Annotated in this window: 27 protein-coding genes; all 27 read left to right on the top strand. The window is 48.8% G+C overall.

Going from position 1 to position 24,306, the window contains the following annotated elements; translation table 11 throughout:
- The first annotated feature begins 17 nt into the window (after positions 1-17).
- A complete protein-coding gene (locus M3630_RS12510) occupies positions 18-797 on the top strand; it encodes an ABC transporter permease (RefSeq protein ID WP_251252320.1) in 780 nt (259 codons plus the stop codon).
- Between the two features lie 4 nt (positions 798-801).
- Positions 802-1,590, top strand: a complete 789-nt coding sequence (locus M3630_RS12505; RefSeq protein WP_251252319.1) for an ABC transporter permease — start codon at positions 802-804, stop codon at positions 1,588-1,590.
- Between the two features lie 11 nt (positions 1,591-1,601).
- Entirely contained in the window at positions 1,602-2,570 is a 969-nt protein-coding gene (locus M3630_RS12500; protein WP_251252318.1) for an ABC transporter ATP-binding protein, read from the top strand.
- Positions 2,571-2,697: 127 nt separating this feature from the next.
- Entirely contained in the window at positions 2,698-3,288 is a 591-nt protein-coding gene (gene fapR, locus M3630_RS12495; protein ID WP_088908224.1) for a transcription factor FapR, read from the top strand.
- A gap of 13 nt (positions 3,289-3,301) precedes the next feature.
- Complete coding sequence (plsX, locus tag M3630_RS12490; protein WP_173608056.1) at positions 3,302-4,309, top strand: phosphate acyltransferase PlsX; 1,008 nt, start codon at positions 3,302-3,304, stop codon at positions 4,307-4,309.
- A gap of 5 nt (positions 4,310-4,314) precedes the next feature.
- The gene (locus M3630_RS12485; protein WP_251252504.1) at positions 4,315-5,331 is read left to right on the top strand and encodes a beta-ketoacyl-ACP synthase III; all 1,017 of its coding nucleotides are present in this window, start codon (positions 4,315-4,317) and stop codon (positions 5,329-5,331) included.
- Between the two features lie 2 nt (positions 5,332-5,333).
- Positions 5,334-6,284 (top strand): ACP S-malonyltransferase, encoded by a 951-nt coding sequence (gene fabD / locus M3630_RS12480; RefSeq protein ID WP_251252317.1) that lies wholly within the window; start codon positions 5,334-5,336, stop codon positions 6,282-6,284.
- Complete coding sequence (fabG, locus tag M3630_RS12475) at positions 6,278-7,018, top strand: 3-oxoacyl-[acyl-carrier-protein] reductase (protein ID WP_173608054.1); 741 nt, start codon at positions 6,278-6,280, stop codon at positions 7,016-7,018. The genes fabD and fabG overlap by 7 nt, the downstream gene beginning before the upstream one ends.
- Positions 7,019-7,099: 81 nt before the next feature.
- Positions 7,100-7,333 carry an acyl carrier protein gene (gene acpP, locus M3630_RS12470; protein WP_005834336.1) on the top strand — a complete coding sequence of 78 codons (234 nt, stop codon included), beginning with the start codon at positions 7,100-7,102 and terminating at the stop codon, positions 7,331-7,333.
- A 136-nt stretch (positions 7,334-7,469) separates the two neighbouring features.
- Entirely contained in the window at positions 7,470-8,711 is a 1,242-nt protein-coding gene (gene fabF / locus M3630_RS12465) for a beta-ketoacyl-ACP synthase II (protein WP_251252316.1), read from the top strand.
- Positions 8,712-8,765: 54 nt separating this feature from the next.
- On the top strand, positions 8,766-9,452 hold the full coding sequence (gene rnc, locus M3630_RS12460) for a ribonuclease III (protein ID WP_026043146.1): 687 nt from the start codon (positions 8,766-8,768) through the stop codon (positions 9,450-9,452).
- Positions 9,453-9,712: 260 nt separating this feature from the next.
- Complete coding sequence (gene smc, locus M3630_RS12455) at positions 9,713-13,285, top strand: chromosome segregation protein SMC (RefSeq protein WP_251252315.1); 3,573 nt, start codon at positions 9,713-9,715, stop codon at positions 13,283-13,285.
- A gap of 45 nt (positions 13,286-13,330) precedes the next feature.
- Positions 13,331-14,338, top strand: a complete 1,008-nt coding sequence (ftsY, locus tag M3630_RS12450) for a signal recognition particle-docking protein FtsY (protein ID WP_144614433.1) — start codon at positions 13,331-13,333, stop codon at positions 14,336-14,338.
- A gap of 143 nt (positions 14,339-14,481) precedes the next feature.
- Positions 14,482-14,820, top strand: coding sequence for a putative DNA-binding protein (locus tag M3630_RS12445; RefSeq protein WP_016743283.1), 339 nt, complete (start codon positions 14,482-14,484; stop codon positions 14,818-14,820).
- Between the two features lie 10 nt (positions 14,821-14,830).
- A complete protein-coding gene (ffh, locus tag M3630_RS12440) occupies positions 14,831-16,243 on the top strand; it encodes a signal recognition particle protein (RefSeq protein WP_047067995.1) in 1,413 nt (470 codons plus the stop codon).
- A gap of 113 nt (positions 16,244-16,356) precedes the next feature.
- On the top strand, positions 16,357-16,629 hold the full coding sequence (rpsP, locus tag M3630_RS12435; RefSeq protein ID WP_047067992.1) for a 30S ribosomal protein S16: 273 nt from the start codon (positions 16,357-16,359) through the stop codon (positions 16,627-16,629).
- A gap of 23 nt (positions 16,630-16,652) precedes the next feature.
- Positions 16,653-16,880, top strand: coding sequence for a KH domain-containing protein (locus M3630_RS12430; protein ID WP_007719711.1), 228 nt, complete (start codon positions 16,653-16,655; stop codon positions 16,878-16,880).
- 86 nt (positions 16,881-16,966) lie between these two features.
- Positions 16,967-17,404: a YlqD family protein gene (locus tag M3630_RS12425; protein ID WP_137028306.1), complete on the top strand. Its 438-nt coding sequence runs from the start codon at positions 16,967-16,969 to the stop codon at positions 17,402-17,404.
- Positions 17,401-17,928 carry a ribosome maturation factor RimM gene (gene rimM, locus M3630_RS12420; RefSeq protein WP_173608049.1) on the top strand — a complete coding sequence of 176 codons (528 nt, stop codon included), beginning with the start codon at positions 17,401-17,403 and terminating at the stop codon, positions 17,926-17,928. The genes M3630_RS12425 and rimM overlap by 4 nt, the downstream gene beginning before the upstream one ends.
- 12 nt (positions 17,929-17,940) lie before the next feature.
- Positions 17,941-18,672: a tRNA (guanosine(37)-N1)-methyltransferase TrmD gene (gene trmD, locus M3630_RS12415; protein WP_056486459.1), complete on the top strand. Its 732-nt coding sequence runs from the start codon at positions 17,941-17,943 to the stop codon at positions 18,670-18,672.
- Positions 18,673-18,839: 167 nt separating this feature from the next.
- Positions 18,840-19,187, top strand: a complete 348-nt coding sequence (gene rplS, locus M3630_RS12410) for a 50S ribosomal protein L19 (RefSeq protein ID WP_015891886.1) — start codon at positions 18,840-18,842, stop codon at positions 19,185-19,187.
- A gap of 135 nt (positions 19,188-19,322) precedes the next feature.
- Positions 19,323-19,886, top strand: a complete 564-nt coding sequence (gene lepB, locus M3630_RS12405) for a signal peptidase I (RefSeq protein WP_251252314.1) — start codon at positions 19,323-19,325, stop codon at positions 19,884-19,886.
- A gap of 28 nt (positions 19,887-19,914) precedes the next feature.
- Positions 19,915-20,808, top strand: a complete 894-nt coding sequence (ylqF, locus tag M3630_RS12400; RefSeq protein WP_007719698.1) for a ribosome biogenesis GTPase YlqF — start codon at positions 19,915-19,917, stop codon at positions 20,806-20,808.
- Between the two features lie 85 nt (positions 20,809-20,893).
- Positions 20,894-21,670, top strand: a complete 777-nt coding sequence (locus tag M3630_RS12395; RefSeq protein WP_173608047.1) for a ribonuclease HII — start codon at positions 20,894-20,896, stop codon at positions 21,668-21,670.
- A gap of 40 nt (positions 21,671-21,710) precedes the next feature.
- Complete coding sequence (locus tag M3630_RS12390; RefSeq protein WP_251252313.1) at positions 21,711-23,609, top strand: hypothetical protein; 1,899 nt, start codon at positions 21,711-21,713, stop codon at positions 23,607-23,609.
- Complete coding sequence (locus M3630_RS12385) at positions 23,606-23,899, top strand: EscU/YscU/HrcU family type III secretion system export apparatus switch protein (RefSeq protein ID WP_173608045.1); 294 nt, start codon at positions 23,606-23,608, stop codon at positions 23,897-23,899. Before M3630_RS12390 ends, M3630_RS12385 begins: the two co-directional genes overlap by 4 nt.
- Positions 23,896-24,273: a YraN family protein gene (locus M3630_RS12380; protein ID WP_251252312.1), complete on the top strand. Its 378-nt coding sequence runs from the start codon at positions 23,896-23,898 to the stop codon at positions 24,271-24,273. The genes M3630_RS12385 and M3630_RS12380 overlap by 4 nt, the downstream gene beginning before the upstream one ends.
- The last annotated feature ends 33 nt before the right edge of the window (positions 24,274-24,306 follow it).

Genomic DNA, 24,306 nt, shown 5'->3' with positions numbered 1-24,306 from the left:
TCCAAGAGGAGGGTTCTATGGTCTATTGGCGGATTATTTGCAAGAGCTATCGTCGAAATCTTCAGTATCGTTTATCGCATGTCGTCAACAATGTCGCAAGCTCGATTTTTGGGCTTGTTTTTATTGCCATTTGGACGGGTGTCCTTTCTGGAAAACAAGTATATGGCCCGTATGATGTCAAAACAATGGGGTATTACATCGCGATTTGCCAAAGCGTTCTCTGGATGACAACTTTTCTGTCCCCAGGTCTGAATGTGCAAATAGCGGTAAGGAGCGGGGCTGTCAGTCTGGATATGATCAAGCCTGTTCATTATCTCTGGTACATGCTCAGTCAGGAGTTTGGACGACTTTTGTACAATGCTTGTTACCGAAGTGTTCCGATTGGCTTGCTGCTAGGATTAGCGGTAGGCTTCTTTTTTCCCTCCCATCTGTTCACTTACTTCTGGTTTATCCTCTCGCTTCTGCTAGGAACGTACGTAGGCATGTTACTCTTTTATCTCGCTGGCATTTCTTCCTTCTGGACGACAGAAATTCGCTGGGTACATCTCATCCTTTTGTCACTGATCTTTGGGTTAGGTGGACAAATGATTCCGATCGACTTGATGCCCGGGATGTTTGGAAAGGTAGCGCCTTATTTGCCCTTTTCCGCGATGATTTATTATCCAGTCATGACCTTGCTAGAGCTTGCTCCTCCTTATGGCATGCTAGTCCAAGCTGGATGGGCGCTCGCTTTAACAGTAGTTGCTTTATTGGTGACGAACATGGCAAGAAGAAAGCTAGAAATTCAAGGAGGATAACCATATGTTTGCCCTCTATCGCAAACTGATTACGGCCAGCATTCGCTCGCAAATGCAATACAAGATAAATTTTGTCACGAGCGCTGCCACGACCGGAATGATTATGGTGCTTGATTTTATTATTCTCTCTGCAATTTTGTACCGATTTCACGATGTGGTCGGGTGGAATATTTACGAGGTTGGGATGCTTTACGGGATTTCCTCGGCATCTGTCTCCTTGTATCGACTGTTTGCTCCGGAAATTAACGACTTTGAGAAGTACATCGTACTAGGGGAGCTCGATCAATTGCTCATCCGGCCTGTTTCACCTTTGCTTCTGCTATTGACACGTAATCTTGATTTGTCGAGAGTGGGAGGGTTGGTGCAAGGGGTATCTGTTTTGGTCATCTCCTTGTCGGGTCTTGCGGCGGAAGGGCAATCGATCATGGGGTTGGTGCTATTCTCACCAATTGCCATTTTGTCTGGCGGAGTGATCTATTTCTCCATTGGTCTTGCTACGGCTGGGGTCGCCTTTTGGACGCATCAGATGAAAGACATGCTGACCTTTACCATTTATGCACCAGCCAATGCTTCCAATTATCCGATCGGGCTATATCCAAACTGGCTCAAATGGCTCTTTTTCTCAGCGATTCCGATTGCATATATGAATTATTTGCCAATGTTGACGCTGTTGGGCAAAGGGGGCGAATGGTTTTATCCGATACTCACCCCAGTAGCTGCAGCGAGTGCTTTTTATTTCGCTCGTATGCTGTGGAATGTCGGGATTAGACACTACCATAGTACAGGGAGCTAAGGAGGGGTAACATGATTGAAGCAGAGCACATCGAAAAATCATTTTTCCTGAATCAAGCGAAGGAGGGGCGCTTTTCTTCTCTACGAACACTCTTTTCTCGTGAACGAAGGGAAGTCAAAGCCGTCCACGATATCTCCTTTTCCATTGACAGAGGCGAGTTCGTGGGATATATCGGGCCGAATGGCGCAGGTAAATCGACGACAATCAAAATGCTGGCGGGAATTCTTCATCCCAGCCAGGGGGAAATCCGGATAGGCGGATATAGTCCGCAGCGGGAAAGAATTCAAGTAGCCTCGCAGATCGGAGTGGTGTTCGGGCAGCGAACACAGCTTTGGTGGGATTTGCCAGTCAGAGATTCCTTCGAAATTTTGCAAGCGATGTACAAAATTGACGACAGCGCGTATCGGCGATCGATGGAGTTGTATCAGGAACTGCTGGACCTTCATGAATTCCTTGATACGCCAGTGCGTAAATTGTCGTTAGGACAAAGGATGAGAGCTGATTTGGCGGCAGCTCTACTGCATGATCCACCTGTCCTGTTTTTGGACGAGCCTACGATTGGGTTGGATGTGGTCGCGAAGACTCGCATCAGAGCTTTTTTGAAAGAAGTGAATCAGACCCAGAAGAAGACGATTCTTTTGACGACTCATGATATGGACGATATTGAACAACTCTGCAACCGGATTATCGTGATCAATCATGGCAAAAAGATGATGGATACGAGCTTGGCTGATTTGCGACACCAGATAGGGCTGCCAAGCCTCATACGAATCGAATTTCGACAACCGCCAGAAAAGCTTTACGAGCTAGAGGGAATTGAGCGGATGGAGCTATCAGAAAATGTGCTTTCGATTTACTTCGACAAAGGAAAAATTTCTTCGCCGCGAATCCTTGCCGAGGTGGCGGGGTGGGATGAGCCTTTGGACATCCAGATGAAAGAACCGGGGATTGAGGAGATCATTCGTCTGATTTACCGTTAGGGATGGCTACCTAATTTCGTGATCGATACTTGTAATTCCACATCTTCTCCCGTATACTGTGTTTTGGTACCAGGTATTAAAAACAGATCGCAATCATACATAGTACAACTGAATCCTGCTTAAGGGGGTGTTCAGCATCGCCCGCTTGCCAAAAAAAGATCGCCAGTCCCGCTTAGTGCAGTATCTGGCGGATAACCCATTTGCGACGGACGAAGATCTGGCTGAGTTATTTCGTGTCAGTATTCAAACCATACGCTTAGACAGACTGGAATTAGGCATACCGGAGCTGCGTGAACGAATCAAGACAGTCGCAGAGAAAAGTCTTGATCCTGTAAAATCATTGGGCATCGATGAAATCATCGGTGAGATTATTGATCTACAGCTCGATTCACAGGCCATTTCCGTATTGGAAATTAAAGAAGAGCATGTTTTTTCGAAAACACAAATTGCCCGAGGGCATTATATATTTGCTCAGGCCAACTCATTGGCAGTTGCCGTAATCAACGCAGAGGTAGCGTTGACAGCTACAGCGAGAATCCGCTTTGTCCGTCCTGTACGAGCAGGGGAAAAGCTGGTTGCAAAAGCAGTGGTGAGGAGCCGTAACGGCGACGAATGCAAGGTGCGTGTAGAGACGAAGGTTCAGGGTGAATTGGTCTTTACGGCAACCTTCCGTGTAGTTGAAATGTCGAGCTACCATAACAGCATGGATGAGGAGTAAGGAGGAGTCACGGTTGCGAATTGCAGTGGATGCGATGGGCGGCGATCACGCACCGAAGAGTACAGTATTAGGGGCGCTTGCTGCCATCAAGGAAAACCCGGCCATTACAGTTGTATTGGTGGGAGATGAACAGGCTATTCGGAACCACTTGCCGCAGGATATTCCGGCAAACATTGAAATTGTTCCTGCAGCGGAAGTGATTTTGCCAGATGATGAACCGGTTCGAGCAGTTCGGCGTAAGAAAAATTCTTCGCTGGTCGTAGCTGTTGAGATGGCGCGCGAGAAAAAAGTCGACGCGATGATCTCGGCTGGGAATACGGGTGCTTTGATGACAGCGGGCTTGCTGTACGCGGGTCGCATGGATGGAATCGAGCGCCCGGCGCTTTGTGCCTATATCCCGAATACAAAAGGCCGTGTAACACTGACGCTAGACGTCGGAGCCAATATGGATGCCAAGCCGCATCAGCTTGTCCAGTACGCACTGATGGGGAGCTTGTACGCTGAAAAAGTGTTGGGCTTCAAGCAGCCGACAGTAGGCTTGCTGAATGTCGGAACGGAAGAAGGAAAAGGGAATGAATTGACGAAAGCCGTTTTTCCTCTCCTTCAAGAAGCTGACTTGAACTTCGTAGGAAATGTGGAAGCACGCGATGTTATGCAAGGAGCCTGTGATGTGCTCGTATGCGACGGCTTTGTTGGAAATGTTTTGTTAAAGGCCGTAGAGGGTGCTGCCTCCACAATCTTTTCGCAGTTAAAGCAGGAGTTTACTTCCAGCCTGATTAATAAGCTAGGAGCTGCCATTCTGAAACCAGGATTGGTACGCTTTAAAAAGAAAATGGATTATGCGGAATACGGTGGTGCTCCCTTGCTGGGATTGAAATCCCCTGTGATCAAGGCCCACGGTTCCTCAAATGAGCGTGCGATGAAAAACGCGATTGTCAGTGCAACGCGGTTTATTCAGCAGGACGTGAACGAGATTATCCAGCAATCATTACAGAAAAATACTTTGGGAGAAAGCGAGTGAAGCAGATGAGTACAAAGCGTTCAGTAGGAATTTTGTCTACAGGCTCTTATACCCCGGAGCGGGTGTTGACGAACTTTGATCTGGAGAAAATGGTGGAAACCTCTGATGAGTGGATTGTTTCCCGTACCGGAATCAGAGAGCGTCGCATTAGCTCACCGGAGCAAGCTTCCTCCGACTTGGCTTACGAGGCTGCCAAAGAAGCGCTCGAGAAAGCAAACATCAGCGCGGAACAGCTGGATATGATCATTGTCGCAACTGTAACGCCTGACATGTCGTTCCCGTCTACTGCTTGCTTGCTGCAAGAAAAGCTGGGTGCTACACGTGCGGCTGCCATGGATCTTTCCGCGGCTTGCACAGGCTTTTTGTACGGAATTACAACAGCGACTCAGTTCATCCAAAACGGTTTGTATAAAAAAGTATTGGTCGTAGGCGTTGAGACCTTGTCCAAAATTACGAATTACAAAGATCGAAATACATGCGTCTTGTTCGGAGACGGTGCAGGTGCGGCTGTTATCGGTGAAGTTAGCGAGGGATACGGCTTCCAGTCCTTTGAGCTCGGTGCAGATGGATCAGGCGGGTCCCTCTTGTGCTTGCCAGCAGGTGGTTCCAGAACGCCTGCATCTGCTGAGTCTGTCGAACAAGGCCTGCATTATCTCTACATGGCAGGCGGAGAAGTTTTCAAATTCGCCGTTCGCGTCATGAATTCTGCAACAGAGGCTGTTTTGTCCAAAGCGGGCGTATCGAAGGATGAGATCGACCTGTTGGTACCGCATCAGGCAAACAAACGAATCATCGACTCTGCCGTACAGCGCTTTGGTTTGTCTGAGGATAAAGTAGCGATCAACCTGGATCGTTATGGAAACATGTCCTCTGCGTCTATTCCTGTAGCGTTGGATGAAGCAGTAAAGGCTGGTCGTGTAAAAGAAGGCGACAACCTGATCCTGGTTGGGTTTGGTGGCGGCTTGACTTGGGGAGCGACGCTCTTGAAGTGGTGCACGACTCCGGCAGAAGGGAGCAAGTAGGAATGGGAAAAGTAGCCTTTGTTTTTCCGGGGCAAGGTTCACAATTTGTAGGAATGGGGCAAGCTCTCTCCGAACAATCGGAAGCGGCCCGTCATATATTTGAGCAGGCTGATGAAGCACTCGGCTTTTCCTTGTCGGGACTGTGTTTTGCAGGACCAGAAGAGGAATTGAAGCTGACAGCAAACACACAGCCAGCTATTTTGACAGCAAGCATCGCTGTTTTCGCAGCATTGAAAGAAAAGTTGTCTGACTATAAGCCTGCGTTCGTAGCAGGTCATAGCTTGGGTGAGTATTCTGCTTTGGTCGCGGCAGGGGCTTTGTCCTTTGCAGATGCAGTCAAAACTGTGCGAGCTCGTGGTCAGTTCATGGAAGAAGCGGTGCCAGCGGGACAAGGTGCTATGGCTGCTGTCTTGAACATGGATCGCGCGGCACTGCATGTGGTTTGCGAAGAGGTAACAGCAGCTGGACATCCTGTTCAATTAGCGAACATGAACTGCCCAGGGCAAATTGTCATCTCTGGTTCTGCTGAAGGTGTGAAGTTGGCCGGTGAAAAAGCGAAGGAAGCGGGCGCAAAGCGTGTCCTTCCATTGAATGTAAGCGGTCCGTTCCACTCGAGCTTGATGCAGCCGGCAGCAGAGAAGCTGCAAGCTGTCTTGGCTGGCGTTACGGTACAAGAAGCGACCGTGCCTGTTGTGGCAAACGTAACGGCTAGACCAGTATCTGAGGCTACCATCATAGTAGATCAATTGGTTCAACAAGTTTCCGCTCCAGTTTTGTGGGAGGATTCTGTACAATGGATGGTCGAAGCAGGGGTGACAACCTTTGTGGAAATCGGTCCAGGAAAAGTTTTGGCCGGTTTAATCAAGAAAATCGCACCAGCGGATACGACGATTATCTCTGTGCAGGACATGGATTCGCTTACTGAGCTTTTGAACGGAGGGGTACTATGTTAACAGGAAAAACAGCACTGGTCACAGGGGCTTCCCGTGGTATTGGGCGTGCAATTGCATTGAAGCTGGCAGAAGCTGGCGCGAATGTAGTTGTCAATTACGCAGGTAGTGAAGCGGCAGCGAGTGAGACGGTTTCCCTTATTAAAGAAATGGGCCGCGATGCCATCATGATTCGTGCGAACGTTTCTTCTACAGAAGATGTCAACGACATGTTCAAAGCTGCTTTGGATCATTTTGGTGCAATTGATATTCTCGTGAACAATGCGGGAATCACTCGCGACAACTTGATCATGCGCATGAAAGAAGACGAGTGGGATGATGTCATTGCGACGAATCTGAAGGGGGTATTCAACTGCGTAAAGGCAGCGACCCGCCCAATGATGAAGCAGCGTTCAGGCAAAATCATCAACATCACTTCTGTGGTAGGTGTTTTGGGGAACGCAGGACAAGCTAACTACGTAGCTGCAAAAGCTGGGGTTATTGGCTTGACGAAGACAGCAGCTCGTGAGCTGGCAAGCCGCAATATCACGGTGAATGCTGTTGCCCCAGGATTTATTGATACAGAAATGACTGCTGTATTGCCGGAGGATGTCAAAGCAGGACTCACAAGCCAAATTCCGCTTGCCCGCTTGGGACAAACAGATGATATCGCATCTGTCGTGTTGTTCCTGGCATCCGACGCAGCCAACTACATGACAGGGCAGACCCTGCACGTAGACGGCGGAATGTACATGTAGGAAGAAAACCATCGCGCGTTTTCTGAAAACTGGTTTTTTGAAAGCTCATCCACTATAATACGGGAGAGGGGGTGAAGCAAGATGGCAGATACTTTGGAGCGTGTGAAGAAAATCATCGTCGATCGTCTGGGTGTAGATGAGTCCAAAATTACTTTGGAAGCTTCTTTCAAAGAAGACCTGGGCGCTGACTCCCTGGATGTGGTTGAACTCGTAATGGAACTCGAAGATGAGTTTGATTTAGAGATTTCCGACGAAGATGCTGAAAAGATCACTTCTGTTGGTGAGGTTGTTAAATACATAGAATCTCACAAGTAGGTTGATCTGTTGGAAGTCCCGTACCATACGGGACTTCTCCTTCAATAGCCACCTGTACATAATTCAAATAAATACACGTTTTGCATGCAGTGAATGTAAGAAGCTGACTGCTGACTTTCATATAGAGGTGATTGCAATGAAACGCAGAGTGGTGATTACTGGCGTTGGTGTCGTTTCTCCAGTAGGGAATGACGCGCAGACTTTCTGGAACAGCTTGCTGGAAGGAAAATCAGGCATTGACCGTGTGGCTGCCTTTGACGCTTCAGATTATCCAACACAAATTGCAGGCGAAGTGAAAAACTTCGATCCTGAGCAGTATATGGACAAGAAAGATATCCGACGTACAGACCGATTCGTTCAGTTTGGATTAGCTGCTGCCAAAATGGCTGTAGAAGATGCAAAACTGGAGATCACGCCAGAAAATGCGGAACGAGTGGGTGTATACATCGGGTCCGGAATCGGTGGTCTGACTACATGGGAAGAACAGCATTCCGTCTTGTTGGAAAAAGGACCGCGTCGTGTGAGTCCATTCTTCATACCGATGCTGATTGCGAACATGGCGTCTGGTGCAGTATCTATTCAATACGGTGCAAAAGGACCAACTTCCAGTGCGATTACCGCTTGTGCGACAGGTACAAATGCGATCGGTGATGCACTGCGTCTGATCCAGTTCGATCACGCAGATGTCATGATCGCAGGTGGAGCAGAAGCAACGGTGCGTCCAATGGCATTTGCAGGCTTTTGCTCGGCAAAAGCGATGTCCACCAGAAACGATGAGCCGCAAAAAGCGAGCCGTCCGTTTGACCAAGATCGCGATGGCTTCGTAATGGGCGAAGGTGCTGGTGTTCTGATTCTGGAAGAGCTTGAGCATGCGAAAAAACGTGGAGCAACGATCATCGCGGAAGTCATTGGCTACGGGATGAGTGCAGATGCTCACCATATTACTTCTCCATCTCCTGGTGGCGAAGGGGCAGCGCGTTGCATGGCGAGCGCACTGAAAGACGCTGGCGTTGACCCAACAGAAGTCCAATATATTAATGCACATGGTACTTCTACTGACCAAGGAGATATCGCAGAAACACAAGCGATCAAGCGTGTGTTTGGCGAGCACGCATACAAATTGGCTGTCAGCTCGACCAAATCGATGACAGGCCATTTGCTGGGTGCTACTGGTGGAGTCGAGGCAATCGCGACGGCCTATGCGCTGCGTGATCAAGTACTGCCTCCAACAATCAACTTGGAAAACCCGGATCCAGAATGTGATCTGGACTATGTTCCGAACCATGCGCGCAAGGCGACCGTCAATGTGGCTGTTTCCAATACATTTGGATTCGGCGGTCACAACGCAACGATTGTCCTGAAGCGATACGAAGCATAAATGAGCCCTACTGATAGAAATAGTAGGCAGTCTCCTGGAATGGTGGTGAGGGTGATGAATTTTGCACAGCTGCAAGAAACGATAGGCTTTCGCTTTCGCGATGAAAGCGTTTTGCGGCAGGCATTCACCCATTCTTCCTACGTGAACGAGCAACGCGGCAAACGAATATCAGACAATGAACGGCTAGAGTTTTTGGGGGATGCTGTACTGGAGTTGACCGTCTCCCAGTTTTTGTATAAAACTTTTCCGAAGATGAGCGAAGGGGAAATGACGAAGCTGCGTGCAGCCATTGTCTGTGAACCTTCTCTTGTCAAGTTTGCTGAACTGTTGAATTTTGGCGATCTCGTATTGCTGGGAAAAGGGGAAGAGCTGACAGGTGGACGTCAGCGACCAGCCTTGCTAGCGGACGTTTTTGAGGCGTTTGTAGGTGCGCTTTACTTGGACCAGGGGTTGGACGCAGTCTTTTCCTTTATGGAAAAATACGTGTACCCGCGCATCGACAAGGGAGAGTTTGCCCAGGTAACCGACTTCAAGAGCCAGTTGCAGGAATTTGTTCAACAAGACAATCTGGGAGACATCCATTACCGAATTGTAGAAGAAAAAGGACCAGCTCATAATCGAGAATTCGTATCTGAGGTGCTTTTGAACAATCGTTCGCTTGGCATCGGCTCTGGCCGCTCCAAAAAAGAAGCGGAACAGCAAGCTGCTGCACGAGCGTTGGTCAAGCTGGGGGATAAATAATCACTCGTCAGCGAGAAGGGCTGCATCATCTGCTACAAGATGGTGCAGCTTTTTTCTTTCGGGTGGGAAACATAGGGAAAATACTGCGAGATGACCGCTATCTATGATACACTTACCTACAGATGACCATGTAGGCTCGTAGTAGGTAGCTCCTGTTCGATGCAGGGGCTTCTTTTCGGGTACCATCCGTTCCTTGCATGTTTGTAAGTCTGTCAATTTGACAGGCAGTCTTGGATGGTTTCTTAAGGAGGACCGTACGTATGTATTTGAAACGCCTGGAGCTGGCTGGATTCAAATCCTTTGCCGATCGCACGGAATTGGAATTTGTACCAGGGGTAACAGCCGTAGTGGGACCGAATGGAAGTGGGAAAAGTAACGTTTCTGATTCGATCCGCTGGGTACTGGGGGAACAGAGCGCGAAGTCGTTGCGTGGAGCGAAAATGGAAGACATTATTTTTGCGGGCAGTGACAAGCGCAAGCCAGTGAATTTCGCAGAAGTGACACTCACCTTAGACAATACAGATCGTTCGCTCGATGTGGAATATTCGGAGGTGTCCGTTACCCGCAGAGTGTATCGTTCTGGTGACAGTGAGTATTACATAAACAACAGATCCTGCCGTCTAAAAGACATTATGGAGCTGTTCATGGATACGGGGCTGGGTAAAGAAGCGTATTCCATTATCGGTCAAGGAAAAATTGAGGAAATTCTCAGTACCAAGTCCGAGGATCGCCGTGGAATATTTGAAGAAGCGGCCGGAATCGTCAAATACAAAACACGCAAGCGCGAGGCGGAGAAAAAGCTCGATGACACCGAGCAAAATCTGGTGCGTATTCACGATATCGTCAGTGAAATTACGGAGCAGATCGGGCCTTTGCAGGAGCAGGCAGAAACAGCCAAGACGTACAAGGAGCTTCACCGCCAGCTGGTTGAGCATGAAGTTGCTCTTTACGTGCAGCAAATTGAAGCAGCTCATACGAAGTGGGAAGCAGCTACCGGACGGGTAGAGGAACTCAAGCACCTGTTAATCGGACAAACGACCGAAGCATCCAAACAAGAAGCTGATCTGGAGCAAGCGCGTTTTCATGTCACCCAGATCGACCAATCTATCGAAGAACTGCAACAAGTACTTTTGACAGTCAGTGAAGAGACGGAAAAAGTCGAAGGACAACGTGAGGTATTGCGGGAGCGTATGCGCAATCTCAATGCCAATCGCCAGCAGACGATGGAGCAGATGCATCGGATTACCGAGAAGCAGCACGGGCTTGAGGCAGAATTGGCAGAAGAACAAGAGCGGGCCAAGGAAGCGGATCGCCGCATGACCGAAGCCCACGCTTCGCTGCAAGAAGCAGAAGGTCAATTTTTTTCCATGGTGCAATCACTGACAGATGACGTGGAGCGTTTGAAGAGTGATTACTTCGAAAAGCTCAACGAAATGGCGAATCTGCGCAACGAAAATCGCCATCAAGAGCAGCTACTCAAGACAAGCGAGGCCAGAGTCGAACGTCAATTGTCTGGAAAAAAACAGCTTGATGAAGAAGAAGAGCAGCGATTAGCTCAGTTGAGCCAACTCCAAGATCAGCTGGAGAACATCGTTTCTACCATTCAAGAAACTGGCGTCAGATACAAAGAGCTGGTCGAGGGTATGCGTGAAGGACAAGCCCGTCTTGAAACAGCCCGTCGGGAGCTGCGCCACTGGGAACAAAAGCGGGAAGCAGCGAAGTCTCGTTTTGACCTGTTAAAAGAAATGCAGTCGGAATTCGCAGGGTTTCAGCAAGGGGTAAAAGAAATTTTGAAAGCACGCGAGCGGGGCTTCAAAGGGATCCATGGAGCGGTCGCTGAGCTCGTTGTTGTGCCACAGCAATACGAGACAGCGATGGAGGTCGCATTGGGTGGCGCACTGCAAAACGTCGTCGTGGACAACGAAGCATCTGGTCGTGCAGCCATTGCTCACTTGAAGCAACACAATGCAGGTAGGGCAACATTTCTACCGCTCGATGTCATCCGTCCTCGTACCTTGCAGGCAAGCGATAAGCGCCAGCTTGAGGAGGAGAGTGGAGTCGTCGGAATCGCGAGTGAGCTCGTGACTTTTGAAGAAGCGTACCGACCCATCCTCGAAAGTCTTTTGGGGAATGTCATTATTACGGAAAAGCTGGAGCAGGCAAACCGTGTAGCCCGTACGCTTGGCTACCGCTATCGCGTCGTGACGCTGGAAGGCGATATCGTAAATGCTGGCGGTTCCATGACAGGGGGGGCATTGAAAAAGAACAGCACGAACCTGCTTGGGCGCAACCGTCAATCAGAAGAGCTGGAAGCGCAGCTGGTAGAAATCGACCAGGCAATTTCTGGGCATACTACCCTTATGGAGCAGCTGACGAAGGAACTGGCGCAAATGCAGCAGGAGCAAGAAGCTCTGCGGACAGAGGGCGAAAGTCTGCGACTGAAAGAACAGGAAGTAAAAGGACTCTTGCAGCAAAAGGAATCGGAAGGCAGATCCTTAGGCGAGCGAGCAAAGCTTGTTGAACAAGATATTGAGAGCTATCGCCGCGAGATGGAAGAAGCCAAACGCAAGCAAGAGCAGCTGCAAGCCTCTTTGACTGCCATGGAGCAAGAGGAAAAAGAGCTCAGTGCACAGATCGCAGAAGCAGAGGCGAAACGTCAAGAGCAGCTCGAATCCAAAGAAGAAATGAATCAAAAAATAACAAGTCTCAAAGTATTGAATGCGCAGGTCAAGCAAGAGTATCAATCACGCTTGGAGCAAACAGAACGATTGCTGGAGCAAAAAAGCCAATTGCAGCGAGAATGGGAAGAACAAAACGCAAATTTGGCATCTCTTGATGAGCTGGAGCGTACGAACGAATCGTCCGGGCTAGAGCTGGATCAGCGCATTAGCGAATTGCGCCAGGATAAAGACCGTGTAGCTGGTTTGATTCAAGAGCGGAGAAGTGAGCGGGCGACTCTCTTTTACAAACAGGAGCAAGTAGAACAGCAGGTGAAAGAAATCCGCCGCGAGGTTAAATCGCTCGAGGAAAAGCTTCATCAGGAAGAAGTAAAAGTCAACCGCAACGAGGTAGAGCTCGACCATCTGTTGAATAAACTCTCCGAAGAATACGAAATGAGCTACGACCTGGCGAAGCAAAAATATCCGGCACGTGGCGAGATTCAGGAAGAGACACAAGTGGTCAATCGTCTCAAAAAGCAAATTGGGGCACTTGGCACTGTGAACCTTGGTGCGATTGAGGAATATGAGCGCTTGGCCGAGCGTCAGCAGTTCTTAAGCTCGCAGGAAGCTGATTTGAATGAAGCAAAAGATATGCTCTATCAAGTGATCCAAGAAATGGACGCAGAGATGTCGCGCCGCTTCAAAGAAACATTTGATGCGATCTCGGAGCAGTTCCGCGACGTGTTTGTCCAACTGTTTGGAGGAGGACGCGCAGATCTTGTACTCTCCAACCCAGATAATCTGCTTGAGACGGGCATCGATATTGTGGCGCAGCCACCTGGCAAGAAGCTGCAAAATCTTGCGCTCTTGTCCGGGGGCGAACGTGCTTTGACTGCGATGGCCTTGCTATTTGCCATCCTGCGTGTGAAGCCAGTGCCATTCTGTGTATTGGATGAGGTAGAAGCCGCTTTGGATGAGGCGAACGTTAACCGTTTCGCCGAGTACATGCACCATTTCAGCAACCAGACGCAGTTTATTTGCGTCACACACAGAAAAGGCACCATGGAAAGCGCAGACGTGCTATACGGTATCACGATGCAGGAGGGCGGCGTGTCCAAACTCGTCTCCGTCAAGCTGGAGGACAGTGACAAGTTTGTTGAATCTGCCTCTTAAAGGGATCTGCCATTCAATTGATATTACCCGCAAAGGAAGATGAACATGAGTTTTTTCAAGCGCCTTCGTGATGCTATTGTCCAAAAGTCCGAAGAGGTCACCCAGAAGTTTACGGATGGTTTGGCTAAGACGAGAGACCTGCTAGTAGAAAAAGTCGAGGATCTCGTACGTCGCTACAAAAAGATCGACGATGACTTTTTCGATGAATTAGAAGAAATTTTGATTACGTCCGATGTGGGCGTCAATACCGTCATGGAGCTCATTGACGACCTGCGGACAGAAGTGCGCAAGCAAAAAATCGAGAATGCGATCGACCTGCAGCCCATTCTCTCAGAAAAACTGGTTGCCCTTTTGAAAAATGATGATGCGGCGGATACGTCTCTGAATGTAGAGGACGGTCGTCTGAACGTCATTTTGTTCGTAGGGGTAAATGGAGTAGGGAAAACGACTACGATCGGTAAAATGGCGCACATGTTCAAGCAGCAAAACAAAAAAGTGCTGCTGGCAGCAGGTGACACGTTCCGCGCAGCAGCGATTGAACAGCTGGAGGTTTGGGGAGAGCGTGTAGGAGTTGATGTAATCAAGCAGCAACAAGGCTCTGATCCGGCTGCAGTGATTTACGATGCGATTCAGGCAGCGAAATCCCGACAGGTTGATGTGCTGTTGTGCGATACCGCAGGCCGCTTGCAAAACAAAGTCAATCTGATGGAAGAGCTGGCGAAGGTACACCGCGTATTGCAGCGCGAATTGCCAGGAGCTCCGCACGAGGTTTTGCTCGTTTTGGACGCTACGACTGGGCAAAATGCGCTTTCACAGGCGAAAACGTTTGGACAGTCTGCTGGAGTAACAGGTTTAGTCCTGACCAAGCTGGATGGTACAGCAAAGGGTGGTATCGTCATTGCGATTCGCAACGAGCTGAACATTCCGGTGAAATACGTCGGGTTGGGTGAAAGAATGGATGACTTGCAGCAGTTTGATCCTGAGCAATTTGTTCATGCGCTATTTGCTGGATTGATCCAAAAAGATGAAACAGAAGAGCAGGAAAATGCGTAAAAACATAGTGTTTCAAAGATAAAAAAATGATGTCAATAAAAAACCTTGACACTAGGTGTGGAATTAGGTACTATAATCTACGTGCTGTAAAGAAAAAGTCTTTACAGTTTGAAACGAGTACCTCATAGCAAAGGATTGGTTTCATGTTAGAAAAGACCAATCAAGTCAATCTCTTGTTTGACTTTTACGCGCCGCTACTCAAGGGCAAGCAGCGAGAATATCTTGAGCTGTATTATCTGGACGATTTATCGCTCGGAGAAATTGCCGAGATGCATGAGGTCAGCCGCCAAGCTGTTTATGATCATATCAAGCGAGCAGAGAAGCAACTGTTTGAATACGATCAGAAGCTTCGCCTCGCTGAGCGTCATGAAAAACGCATGGACGTGTTGAATCGCATGAATGAACTTGTAAATGAGCTTTCGGAGAGCGAGACAAGAGACGAGCTGAACACTTTGCTCCACCAACTGTCAGAGATGGATTAGGAGGGCTCGCATGGCGTTTGAGAGCTTAGCCAATCGGCTGCAAAACGCGTTTGACAAACTGCGCGGCAGAGGGAAAATAGACGAGACCATCGTGAATGAAGCGATGCGTGAAGTTCGTCTGGCCCTGCTGGAAGCAGACGTTAACTTTAAAGTAGTAAAAGACTTCGTTGCTCGTGTCAAGGAGCGCGCAGTCGGTCAGGAAGTCATGAAAAGCTTGACGCCTGGCCAAATGGTGATCAAGATCGTGAATGAAGAACTGGTCGCTCTGATGGGTGGCAACGTCGCTCAGCTCACGATGGCTCACCGCCCGCCGACCGTCATTATGATGGCAGGTCTGCAAGGGGCAGGTAAAACAACCACAACCGGTAAGCTGGCCAAGTATTTGCAAAAGCAAAACCGCAAGCCGCTTCTGGTAGCGGGAGACATTTACCGTCCTGCTGCGATCAAGCAGCTTCAGGTTTTAGGGGACCAACTCAATGTTCCCGTCTTCACTCTCGGTGATCAAGTCAGTCCTGTCGATATCGCTCGCCAAGCGATTGAACACGCGAAGACGAATCATCTCGACGTAGTCCTCATCGATACCGCAGGTCGCCTGCATATTGACGAAGCGCTGATGGACGAGTTGAAGCAGATTCGCGAGGTAACCAAGCCCGATGAGATTTTACTCGTCGTGGACGCGATGACAGGTCAAGATGCCGTCAATGTAGCAGAGAGCTTCAATAGCCAGCTCGAACTGACTGGTGTGGTTCTCACGAAGCTCGACGGTGATACTCGAGGCGGTGCGGCACTGTCCGTCAAGGCTGTCACTGGAAAGCCGATCAAATTCGCGGCGATGGGTGAAAAGCTGGATGCGCTCGAACCGTTCCATCCGGATCGTATGGCTTCCCGTATTTTGGGTATGGGGGACGTACTCAGCCTGATTGAAAAAGCACAGGCATCCGTGGATGAAGACAAAGCACGCGATATGGAACGCCAAATGCGCCAAGGTGAGTTTACCTTCGACATGTTCCTGGATTCCATGCAGCAGCTTCGCAACCTGGGTCCTTTTGAAGACATTCTCGGCATGCTGCCAGGAATGAACAAGATGAAGGGCAAGATGAACGTGGATGAAAAGCAGATTGCCCGCGTTGAAGCGATCGCCAAATCCATGACCAAACAAGAGCGCGCGAATCCTGATTTATTGAATGCCAGCCGTCGCAAGCGCATCGCAAGCGGAAGCGGAACGAGTATTCAAGAAGTCAATCGTTTCCTCAAGCAGTTCGAGGAAATGAAAAAGATGATGAAGCAATTCTCAGGCGCTGCTGACAAAATGGTCAAGAAGTCGAAGAAAAAAGGCTTCGGATTACCTTTCATGGGAAAAGGCGGAGGCAACAACCAAGGCGGGATGAACTTCCCCTTTAACTTCAAGCCACCGTTCAAGTAAGTAGGCATGATCTCTTCGCGACACTGACTTGTCAGCTGGCCGCGATGGTTCAGATATAGTAGCACCAACGCAGATGCTCTTCTAGCGTTGATTAATACAGGAGGTGACACAACATGGCAGTAAAAATCCGTCTGAAGCGTATGGGTTCCAAGAAAGCTCCTTTCTACCGTGTAGTAGTAGCTGACTCCCGTTCCCCACGCGATGGCCGTTTCATTGAAGAAATCGGTTACTACAATCCGGTTGCACAACCGGCAGTGGTGAAAATTGATACCGACAAAGCGGTACAATGGATCCTGAATGGTGCAGCTCCAACTGACACCGTTCGTAACCTTCTCTCCAAAGAAGGCGTACTCGCAAAAGTACACGAAACCAAATACGGCAAATAAGTCGGTCTTCTGGAGGTTTGATGATGAAAGCGCTGGTCGAAACGATCGCTAAAGCTCTCGTCGATCATCCGAATGAGGTTCGTGTTAACGCAGTGGACAAAGAGCGAACTCTCGTCTTTGAATTGTCGGTACACCCTGATGATATGGGGAAGATTATTGGCAAGCAAGGTCGAATCGCGAAAGCCCTGCGCACGGTCGTGATCGCCGCATCCGTGGAAACGGACAAGCGTGTCACGGTTGAAATTGTATGAGAAAAGACTGGGAGCTTTCCCAGTCTTTTTTCTAGTATCCAAGATGCTCATAGACCATGATGATTTTTCCGAAAGGAGTGGCGAAGGTGCTTACTATATTTCGGACGGTACAGGTTAAACTGATCATTACGGAAGCATCACGGGCTGCTCTCATTGATCAGTATAGCCAGCGACTTCGTTTGCAGCGTAAAGAATGGGAGCAGTGGCAGTTTCAATCCAAAAAGTTATTAACCGAGGCGAAGAAAAAGTCTGCGGATACATATGCGTTGGCGCAAGAAAAAATCGCGCAGGAAGAGCGTCGACGCAAGGAAAAGATAGATCATCTGACATATACCCTCCAGCAGGTTGAAAATCTTCCAGAGGGAAGCGAGATCGATTACCAGACAGTTCAAAGCCCTGTCTCGATTCAAGAGGGCGATGTCTGGGATGAAATGATGTCCGGAACGGAAATCATGATAAAAGATGGCCTGGTACATGAGATTCGGCTACAAACAAAAAATGGGAACAAAGAAAAGGAGGAATGAACACGTTGAGCCAAAATAGTTTTTACGGAGTAGGCAAACTAGTTAATACGCATGGCCTGCGTGGTGAAGTACGCGTAACACCAACGACTGACTTTCCAGATCAGCGTTTTCGCAAAGGAAATGAGCTGTACTTGTTCCACCCGACACTTAGTGAGCCGCTAAAATTGAAAATCGCTTCTCGTCGCCCGCATAAAAATTTTGAGATTGTGAGCTTTCAAGGCTATGAGCATATTAACGATATCGAAAAGTACAAGGGCGGAGAATTGAAAATTCCAGAGGAAGCCCTGATGGAATTAGAAGAGGACGAGTTCTACATTCATCAGCTCGTCGGCTGCGTTGTAGTAACCGACGAGGGCGAAGAACTGGGGAAAATTGTGGATGTTATGCAGCCAGGAGCAAACGATGTGTGGGTAGTGAAGGGAAAACGCGGAGAAATCTTGTTGCCGTATATCGACGAATGCATCAAGGAAGTAGATATCGCGAACAAACGTGTGGTCTGCCATCTAATGGAAGGCTTGCTGTAGGAGGAACTTCAGATGCGGATCGATATTTTTACGCTCTTTCCCGAAATGTTTACAGGTGTTTTATCCAGCAGCATTTTGGGCAAGGCAAGCGAAAAAGAACTGGTTGATTTTCACGTCACCAATTTTCGCGATTTCTCTGAGAGCAAGCACGGTACGGTAGATGACACCCCTTATGGCGGTGGCGGAGGAATGGTCCTGAAGCCCGAACCGTTGTTCCGGGCTGTAGAAGCCTTGACGGGAGAGAAAAAACCCCGAGTGATTCTGATGTGCCCACAGGGTGTGCCTTATCATCAGAAGCTGGCAGAAGAGCTAGCGCAAGAAGAGCATCTTGTCTTCATCTGCGGTCATTATGAAGGGTACGACGAGCGAATTCGGGAGCATCTCGTCACGGATGAAATCTCGATTGGCGATTACGTTCTGACCGGGGGAGAGCTTGCGGCGATGGTGGTCATTGACAGTGTCGTTCGTCTGCAACCAGGAGCGTTGGGAAACCAAACGTCAGCCGTTGAGGACTCCTTTTCAACGGGACTGCTCGAATACCCACATTACACACGACCGGCTGAGTTTCGCGGCTGGAAAGTGCCAGACGTACTGTTGTCAGGCCATCACGCCAATATTGAAAGCTGGCGGTTAAAAGAATCGCTGCGTCGAACAAAAGCACGGCGTCCAGATTTGTTGGAGAAGCTCGCGCTGACAGATGAAATGAAAAAGCTATTGGCTGAATTAGAGCAGGAAAAAAAGTAGGGAACAAATAGGGGAAGAGTCTTGTAGTTTTGTGCCCGCTATGTTAATATACTTCTTGTGGCAATTTTGCCCGCTGACTAAGGCGGTCCGCTACTCGTAACGCAGCCCAAGCGGCTGGACCTATGGGTTAGACGAGTAAGAACGTCTATCGGAAGGAGGAAATTCAAATGAACCAAATTATCCGTGAACTGGAAAAAGCGCAATTGAAACAGGACATTCCTGCGTTCCGACCTGGTGACACTGTTCGTGTACACGTTAAGGTTATCGAGGGTCAGCGTGAGCGTATCCAGCTGTTCGAAGGCGTATGCATTCGCCGTCGCGGTACAGGTATCAGCGAAACATTTACAGCTCGTAAGATTTCTTACGGCGTAGGTGTTGAGCGTACATTCCCAGTACACACGCCTAAGATCGACAAGATCGAAATCGTGCGTCATGGTAAAGTACGTCGTGCGAAACTGTACTATCTGCGCGATCGCGTAGGTAAAGCAGCTCGTATTAAAGAAATTCGTCGATAAGCGTAACGCTTAGAAAGAGGACTGGCCTGCTTGCCAGGCCTCTTTTTTCCATTTAGCGATCTTGAAATAAAATAGTTCATCTTGACATATGTTACAGCTAAGGTTGGACGAGCTTTCATGGGAGGATCGTAAGTCATGAGCGAAGAAATTACCTCCAGTCATAAGAAGAAAAATGAACTATGGGAATGGATAAAGGCACTTGGGATCGCCTTAGTCTTGGCGTTTCTCATTCGCACCTTTTTGTTCGCCCCGTTTATTGTAGAAGGCGAATCCATGGAAAGTACATTACATAACAGCGAAAAATTAGTGGTGAACAAGGCGCTTTACTTTTTGCAAGATCCGAAACCTGGTGAAATCATCGTGTTCCATGCTGAAAAGGAGCGAGATTACATCAAAAGAGTCATTGCTGTTGAGGGTGATACAGTAGAGGTCAAAAACGATCAGCTGCTGGTCAATGGCAAAGTGGTAGAGGAACCGTATCTTGCACAATCGAAAGAACAAGCGAAGCAGCAGGGAGAGCCGTTCTTTACCCACGATTTTCCCCCGGTCCAAATACCAGCAGACCATATCTTTGTGATGGGCGACAACAGGTTGAACAGTCATGACAGCAGAGCGATCGGTCCTGTTGCCGTCAGTACGGTTGTTGGCAGAGCTGAATTTACTTTTTGGCCGGTTGCGGGAATTCGCTTGACAAGATAAAGCAAAGCTTCAAGGTAGGTGAGACATCATGACGATCCAATGGTTTCCTGGCCATATGGCTAAAGCACGTCGTCAAGTAACGGAAAAGCTGAAATTAATCGATGTAGTCATCGAGCTTCTCGATGCACGTCTGCCGCTTTCCAGCCGAAATCCGATGATTGACGAGATTGTCAGTGATAAACCACGTTTGATATTACTAAACAAAGCAGATTTGGCAGATGAACGGGCAACAGATGAGTGGATTGCTTATTTTCGCAAGCAAGGCATTCGTACGTTGCCGATTGATGCCCTGAGTGGAAAAGGTGTCAGCAAGCTGCCAGAAATGTGTAAGGAGCTAGCAGCTGACATGCTGGCAAAGCGCAGTGAGCGTGGGATGCAAGGTCGTGCCATCCGCATCATGATCTTGGGTATCCCGAATGTCGGCAAGTCTTCCCTCATTAACCGCTTGTCCAAGCGCTCGGTAGCAGCCACTGGTGATCGACCAGCGGTAACCAAGGCGCAACAATGGGTAAAAATGGGCGATACACTGGAGCTTCTCGATACGCCTGGTATTCTTTGGCCGAAATTTGAAGATCAGATGGTAGGCCTGCGATTGGCGGCAAGTGGGGCAATTAAAGATGAGCTCATTGATTTTACGGAGGTAGCATTATTTGTCATCAGCTACATGATGCATTACTATCCGGAACGCCTGATCGAACGCTTCAAGCTAAAAGAATTGCCTGAGGATCGAGTAGAGATGCTCGAAGAAATCGGGAAGAAGCGCGGATGTCTCGTTTCTGGCGGAAATATCGATTACGACAAGGCAGCGGAAATTTTCCTGCGTGAGCTGCGTTCCGGTAAGCTGGGAACGATCTCTGTCGAGCGCCCGATTGACTGGGAAATGGACGAACCGATTGGTAAGCCAGTGTCTTTTCCAGAATAAGCTTCCCAGCCATCAAAAACCTGTCTATCGACATATACGGTAGGCAGGTTTTTTACTATGAGAATCGATAAGGAGAAATGAGTCAATGAATCTAGCGGATATGTCGATAAAAGAAATACGAGTGACGATGGAAAAGTTGGACGAGGTACCCAAAGATTTTTTACAATTGCTGAAAGAAGATAAAAGAGCGGGTGTACAGGCTCTGGCGAAGCAGGCAGAAGCAGCGCTTGCACGCCAAGAAAAGCTCGCGCAGATGTGGGCTGACATGACCGTCTATGAAAAAGCGATGTTTGATAAAGGCCATCAATACATATTCGGGGTAGATGAGGTCGGACGAGGACCATTGGCTGGACCAGTTGTCGCGTGTGCCGTGTGCCTGCCCAAGGATTTTTACTTGCCAGGCCTGAATGACTCGAAGAAGATACCTGTATCCACTCGGGAGGCTTTTTGCGAAATCATTCAAAGAGATGCACTTGCTGTGGGTATCGGAATTGTCGATGCAGCAAGAATCGATGCGATCAATATATTAGCTGCTACAAAAGAGGCGATGAAGCTGGCAATCCAGCAGGCAGGTAAATCTCCAGATGCATTACTGATTGACGCCGTACAGCTAACCGGAATGGATTGCGAGCAGGTTCCGATTATCGGTGGAGATGCCAAGAGTGTCTCGATTGCGGCCGCATCGATTGTAGCAAAGGTCACCCGTGATCGATTGATGGCCCAGTATGCCGAACAATATCCAGCCTATGGCTTTGACAAGCACGCAGGCTACGGCACTCCTGAGCATCTGGCAGCAATCGCTCGATTTGGACCTACGCCGATTCATCGCAAGACATTTACTGGTGTAAAAGAACACGCATAAAAAGGGCAAGTAACATACCGCTCACAGGAGGAGGATCTGCATGTTTTCCCCGTCGCAACTTATTCAATCATTCGTGCAAAAAGCACCCATATCCGCTCCGAAGCCGGTTGAGCTTACTCCCGGACAAGTGTTTAAAGGCACGGTAATCAAGCATTACCCGGACAATATGGCGCTCGTACAAGTCGGGGGAATGCAGGTTCAGGCTAAAATGGAAGCAAGTTTGGAACCGGGCCAAAAAGCTTGGCTGCAAGTCCAGCCATCAACAGGTGTCGTCACGCTGAAGGTTTTGGAAAGCGTCGGAGAAGGAGCAGGCAAAGAAGCATCTCTAGAAGGGCTAATGCGCACACTAGGGATTGCCGATACAAAAGAGAACAAAGCGATCGTGCAAGCGCTGCTTGGTGCCAATCTGCCTGTGAATAAGGAGACAATACAAGCTTTTTCAGCTGTTGCGCAGCGATTAGGTGTAGACAATGCCACTATTGAGGCATTCATGACTGCCATGAAACGAAATTTGCCACTGTCTCCCGATACAATCGCAGGGCTCAAAGCTTTTTTATCGGACAAGCCAATGGGTCAACTCATTCAGAACCTGCTGCAGCAAGCCTCGCTCTTTTTAGAAGGAGAGGGCCAGCCTTCGCAGATGACGGGTCAAGTTCCTCAAAGCCAATCACAGCAAGTCCCCGGACAAGCTAATGCGGCAACGGGAGATGTCAAACAGCTTGTTAGTCAGTTAAAAGATAAGTTGACGGGACTCTCTATACTTATCGCGGGCAACGATGGTGCAGACGAGGGCCTGGCGGTCAAACAAATGCCACAAGGAAATCAGCCCAATCAAGGTGCTTCGCAGAATGCGACTGGAGGAAACCAGACACAGCCCCTGCCTGCGCAGAGCGGTCAGCCTACATCGCAAGTGCAGACATCTCCCCAACCATCAACGGTGGCTTCCAGTAACATACCAACGCCGTCACAACCTGTTTCGCCAAATGCTTCTACTGCTACCGGGACAGTACCTGCACCAACCACCGCCGGTAAACAGGTAGACTCGTTGCAAAACGCTATGACCGGAAAGAGTAATCAATTGATGTCTAACCAGACCAGTAGTCCAAGCATCGATTCAAAGATTGCTCGAAACGAGCCATTGCCTACTCCTCAGTCAATACAGATGAATCAGGAGCCGGTCCAGAACAAGCAGATGGCGGAGCAAAGGGCCGCAGTGAACAACGCGGGGCAAAAAGTCATGCCACAAATGGTGTCGCAAGCATCTGGTGCAGTGAATGGCGCCACAGCTGCTAACCCGATTGCTGAATTGTTTCGTCATTTAGGCGTAACCCACGAGAGAGAATTGATGGGACAGGCATTTTCACAAGGGGCAAACGATTCGCATTCATTAAAGCAGATGGATACAGTCAAATCCCTCTTGCTGCAAATCAGTCAAGCGCCAGCTCAGGCAATCCCAACCGCCTTGCGTGAAGCAGCAGATCAACTGCTGCAACAAGTCACCGGACAACAGTTGATGATGGTACAACCCTCTAACCAGGCTTTGTCTCAAATCGTTATGCAAATTCCGATTCGCCAAGAGGAGGGGGATGAGACCGCTTTCGTCCAAATTGAATCGAAAAAGAAAGGCTCTGGACAGCTTGATCCGGAGAACTGCCGTCTTTTCTTTCATTTGGAACTCCAAAGTATGGGGACAACCATGATTGATGCAAGTATCGTGAATCGAATCGTTAACTTGCAAATATTTAACGATACGCCATGGGTGGAAGCACTCATTCAAGGGTCCAAGGATCGTTTTGCTGATCAATTACAGGATGTTGGTTACCATCTATCGGCTATGCGTGTGCAGCCAGTCCCGGCCGATCGCGGGAAGTCGACAAGTCCGATCCAAACCAAAGGCCACATCCTGGCTGACTATAAAGGGGTGGACCTTCGCGTATGAAGCCGCCATCCTCATCAGAGCAAAAACGAAAACAGGCAGTTGCACTAAAATATCAGGCGGGTACCATGGAAGCCCCAAAGGTTGTGGCAAAAGGCAAGGGGTACGTGGCTGACAATATCCTGAAGACAGCGAAGGAGCATGATATACCGGTTCAGGAGGATCCATCACTTGTAGAGGTTTTGGGCAAGCTGGATTTGGATCAACAAATACCCCCGGAGCTGTATCAAGTTGTGGCAGAAATCCTTGCTTTTGTCTATCGCATCGATAAAGGCGGAGGAACCAAATCATGAGCGATCGCCGCCGTCTTCTTGGTCAAAGAGGAGAACAGCTTGCTGAAGGATATTTAGTGAACAAGGGTTTCCTCATTGTTGATCGAAATGTTCGAACAAAACGTGGGGAAATGGATTTGATTGCTCGAGACGGTAATTGCTTGGTTTTCATTGAGGTTCGAACGAGAAGCAGCCAATTTTTTGGAACAGCGGGCGAGTCCATTACGTGGAAGAAGAAACAAAAGCTGCGTGAGCTTGCCATCGAATATTTGCAAAAAGCCTCACAGCCAATCCCGGCCTTTCGTTTTGATGTCATTGCGATTTACACCGGTACATCAACGCAAGGTGGAGACTTCACGAAGCCAGTCATTGAGCATTATGAGAGTGCTTTCTAGGAAAAACGGGCTCTTGACCACGGATATATTGGG

The organism is Brevibacillus sp. MER 51 (assembly GCF_023714195.1).
GTDB lineage: Bacteria > Bacillota > Bacilli > Brevibacillales > Brevibacillaceae > Brevibacillus.
This window is presented reverse-complemented; position numbering and strand designations above follow the sequence as displayed.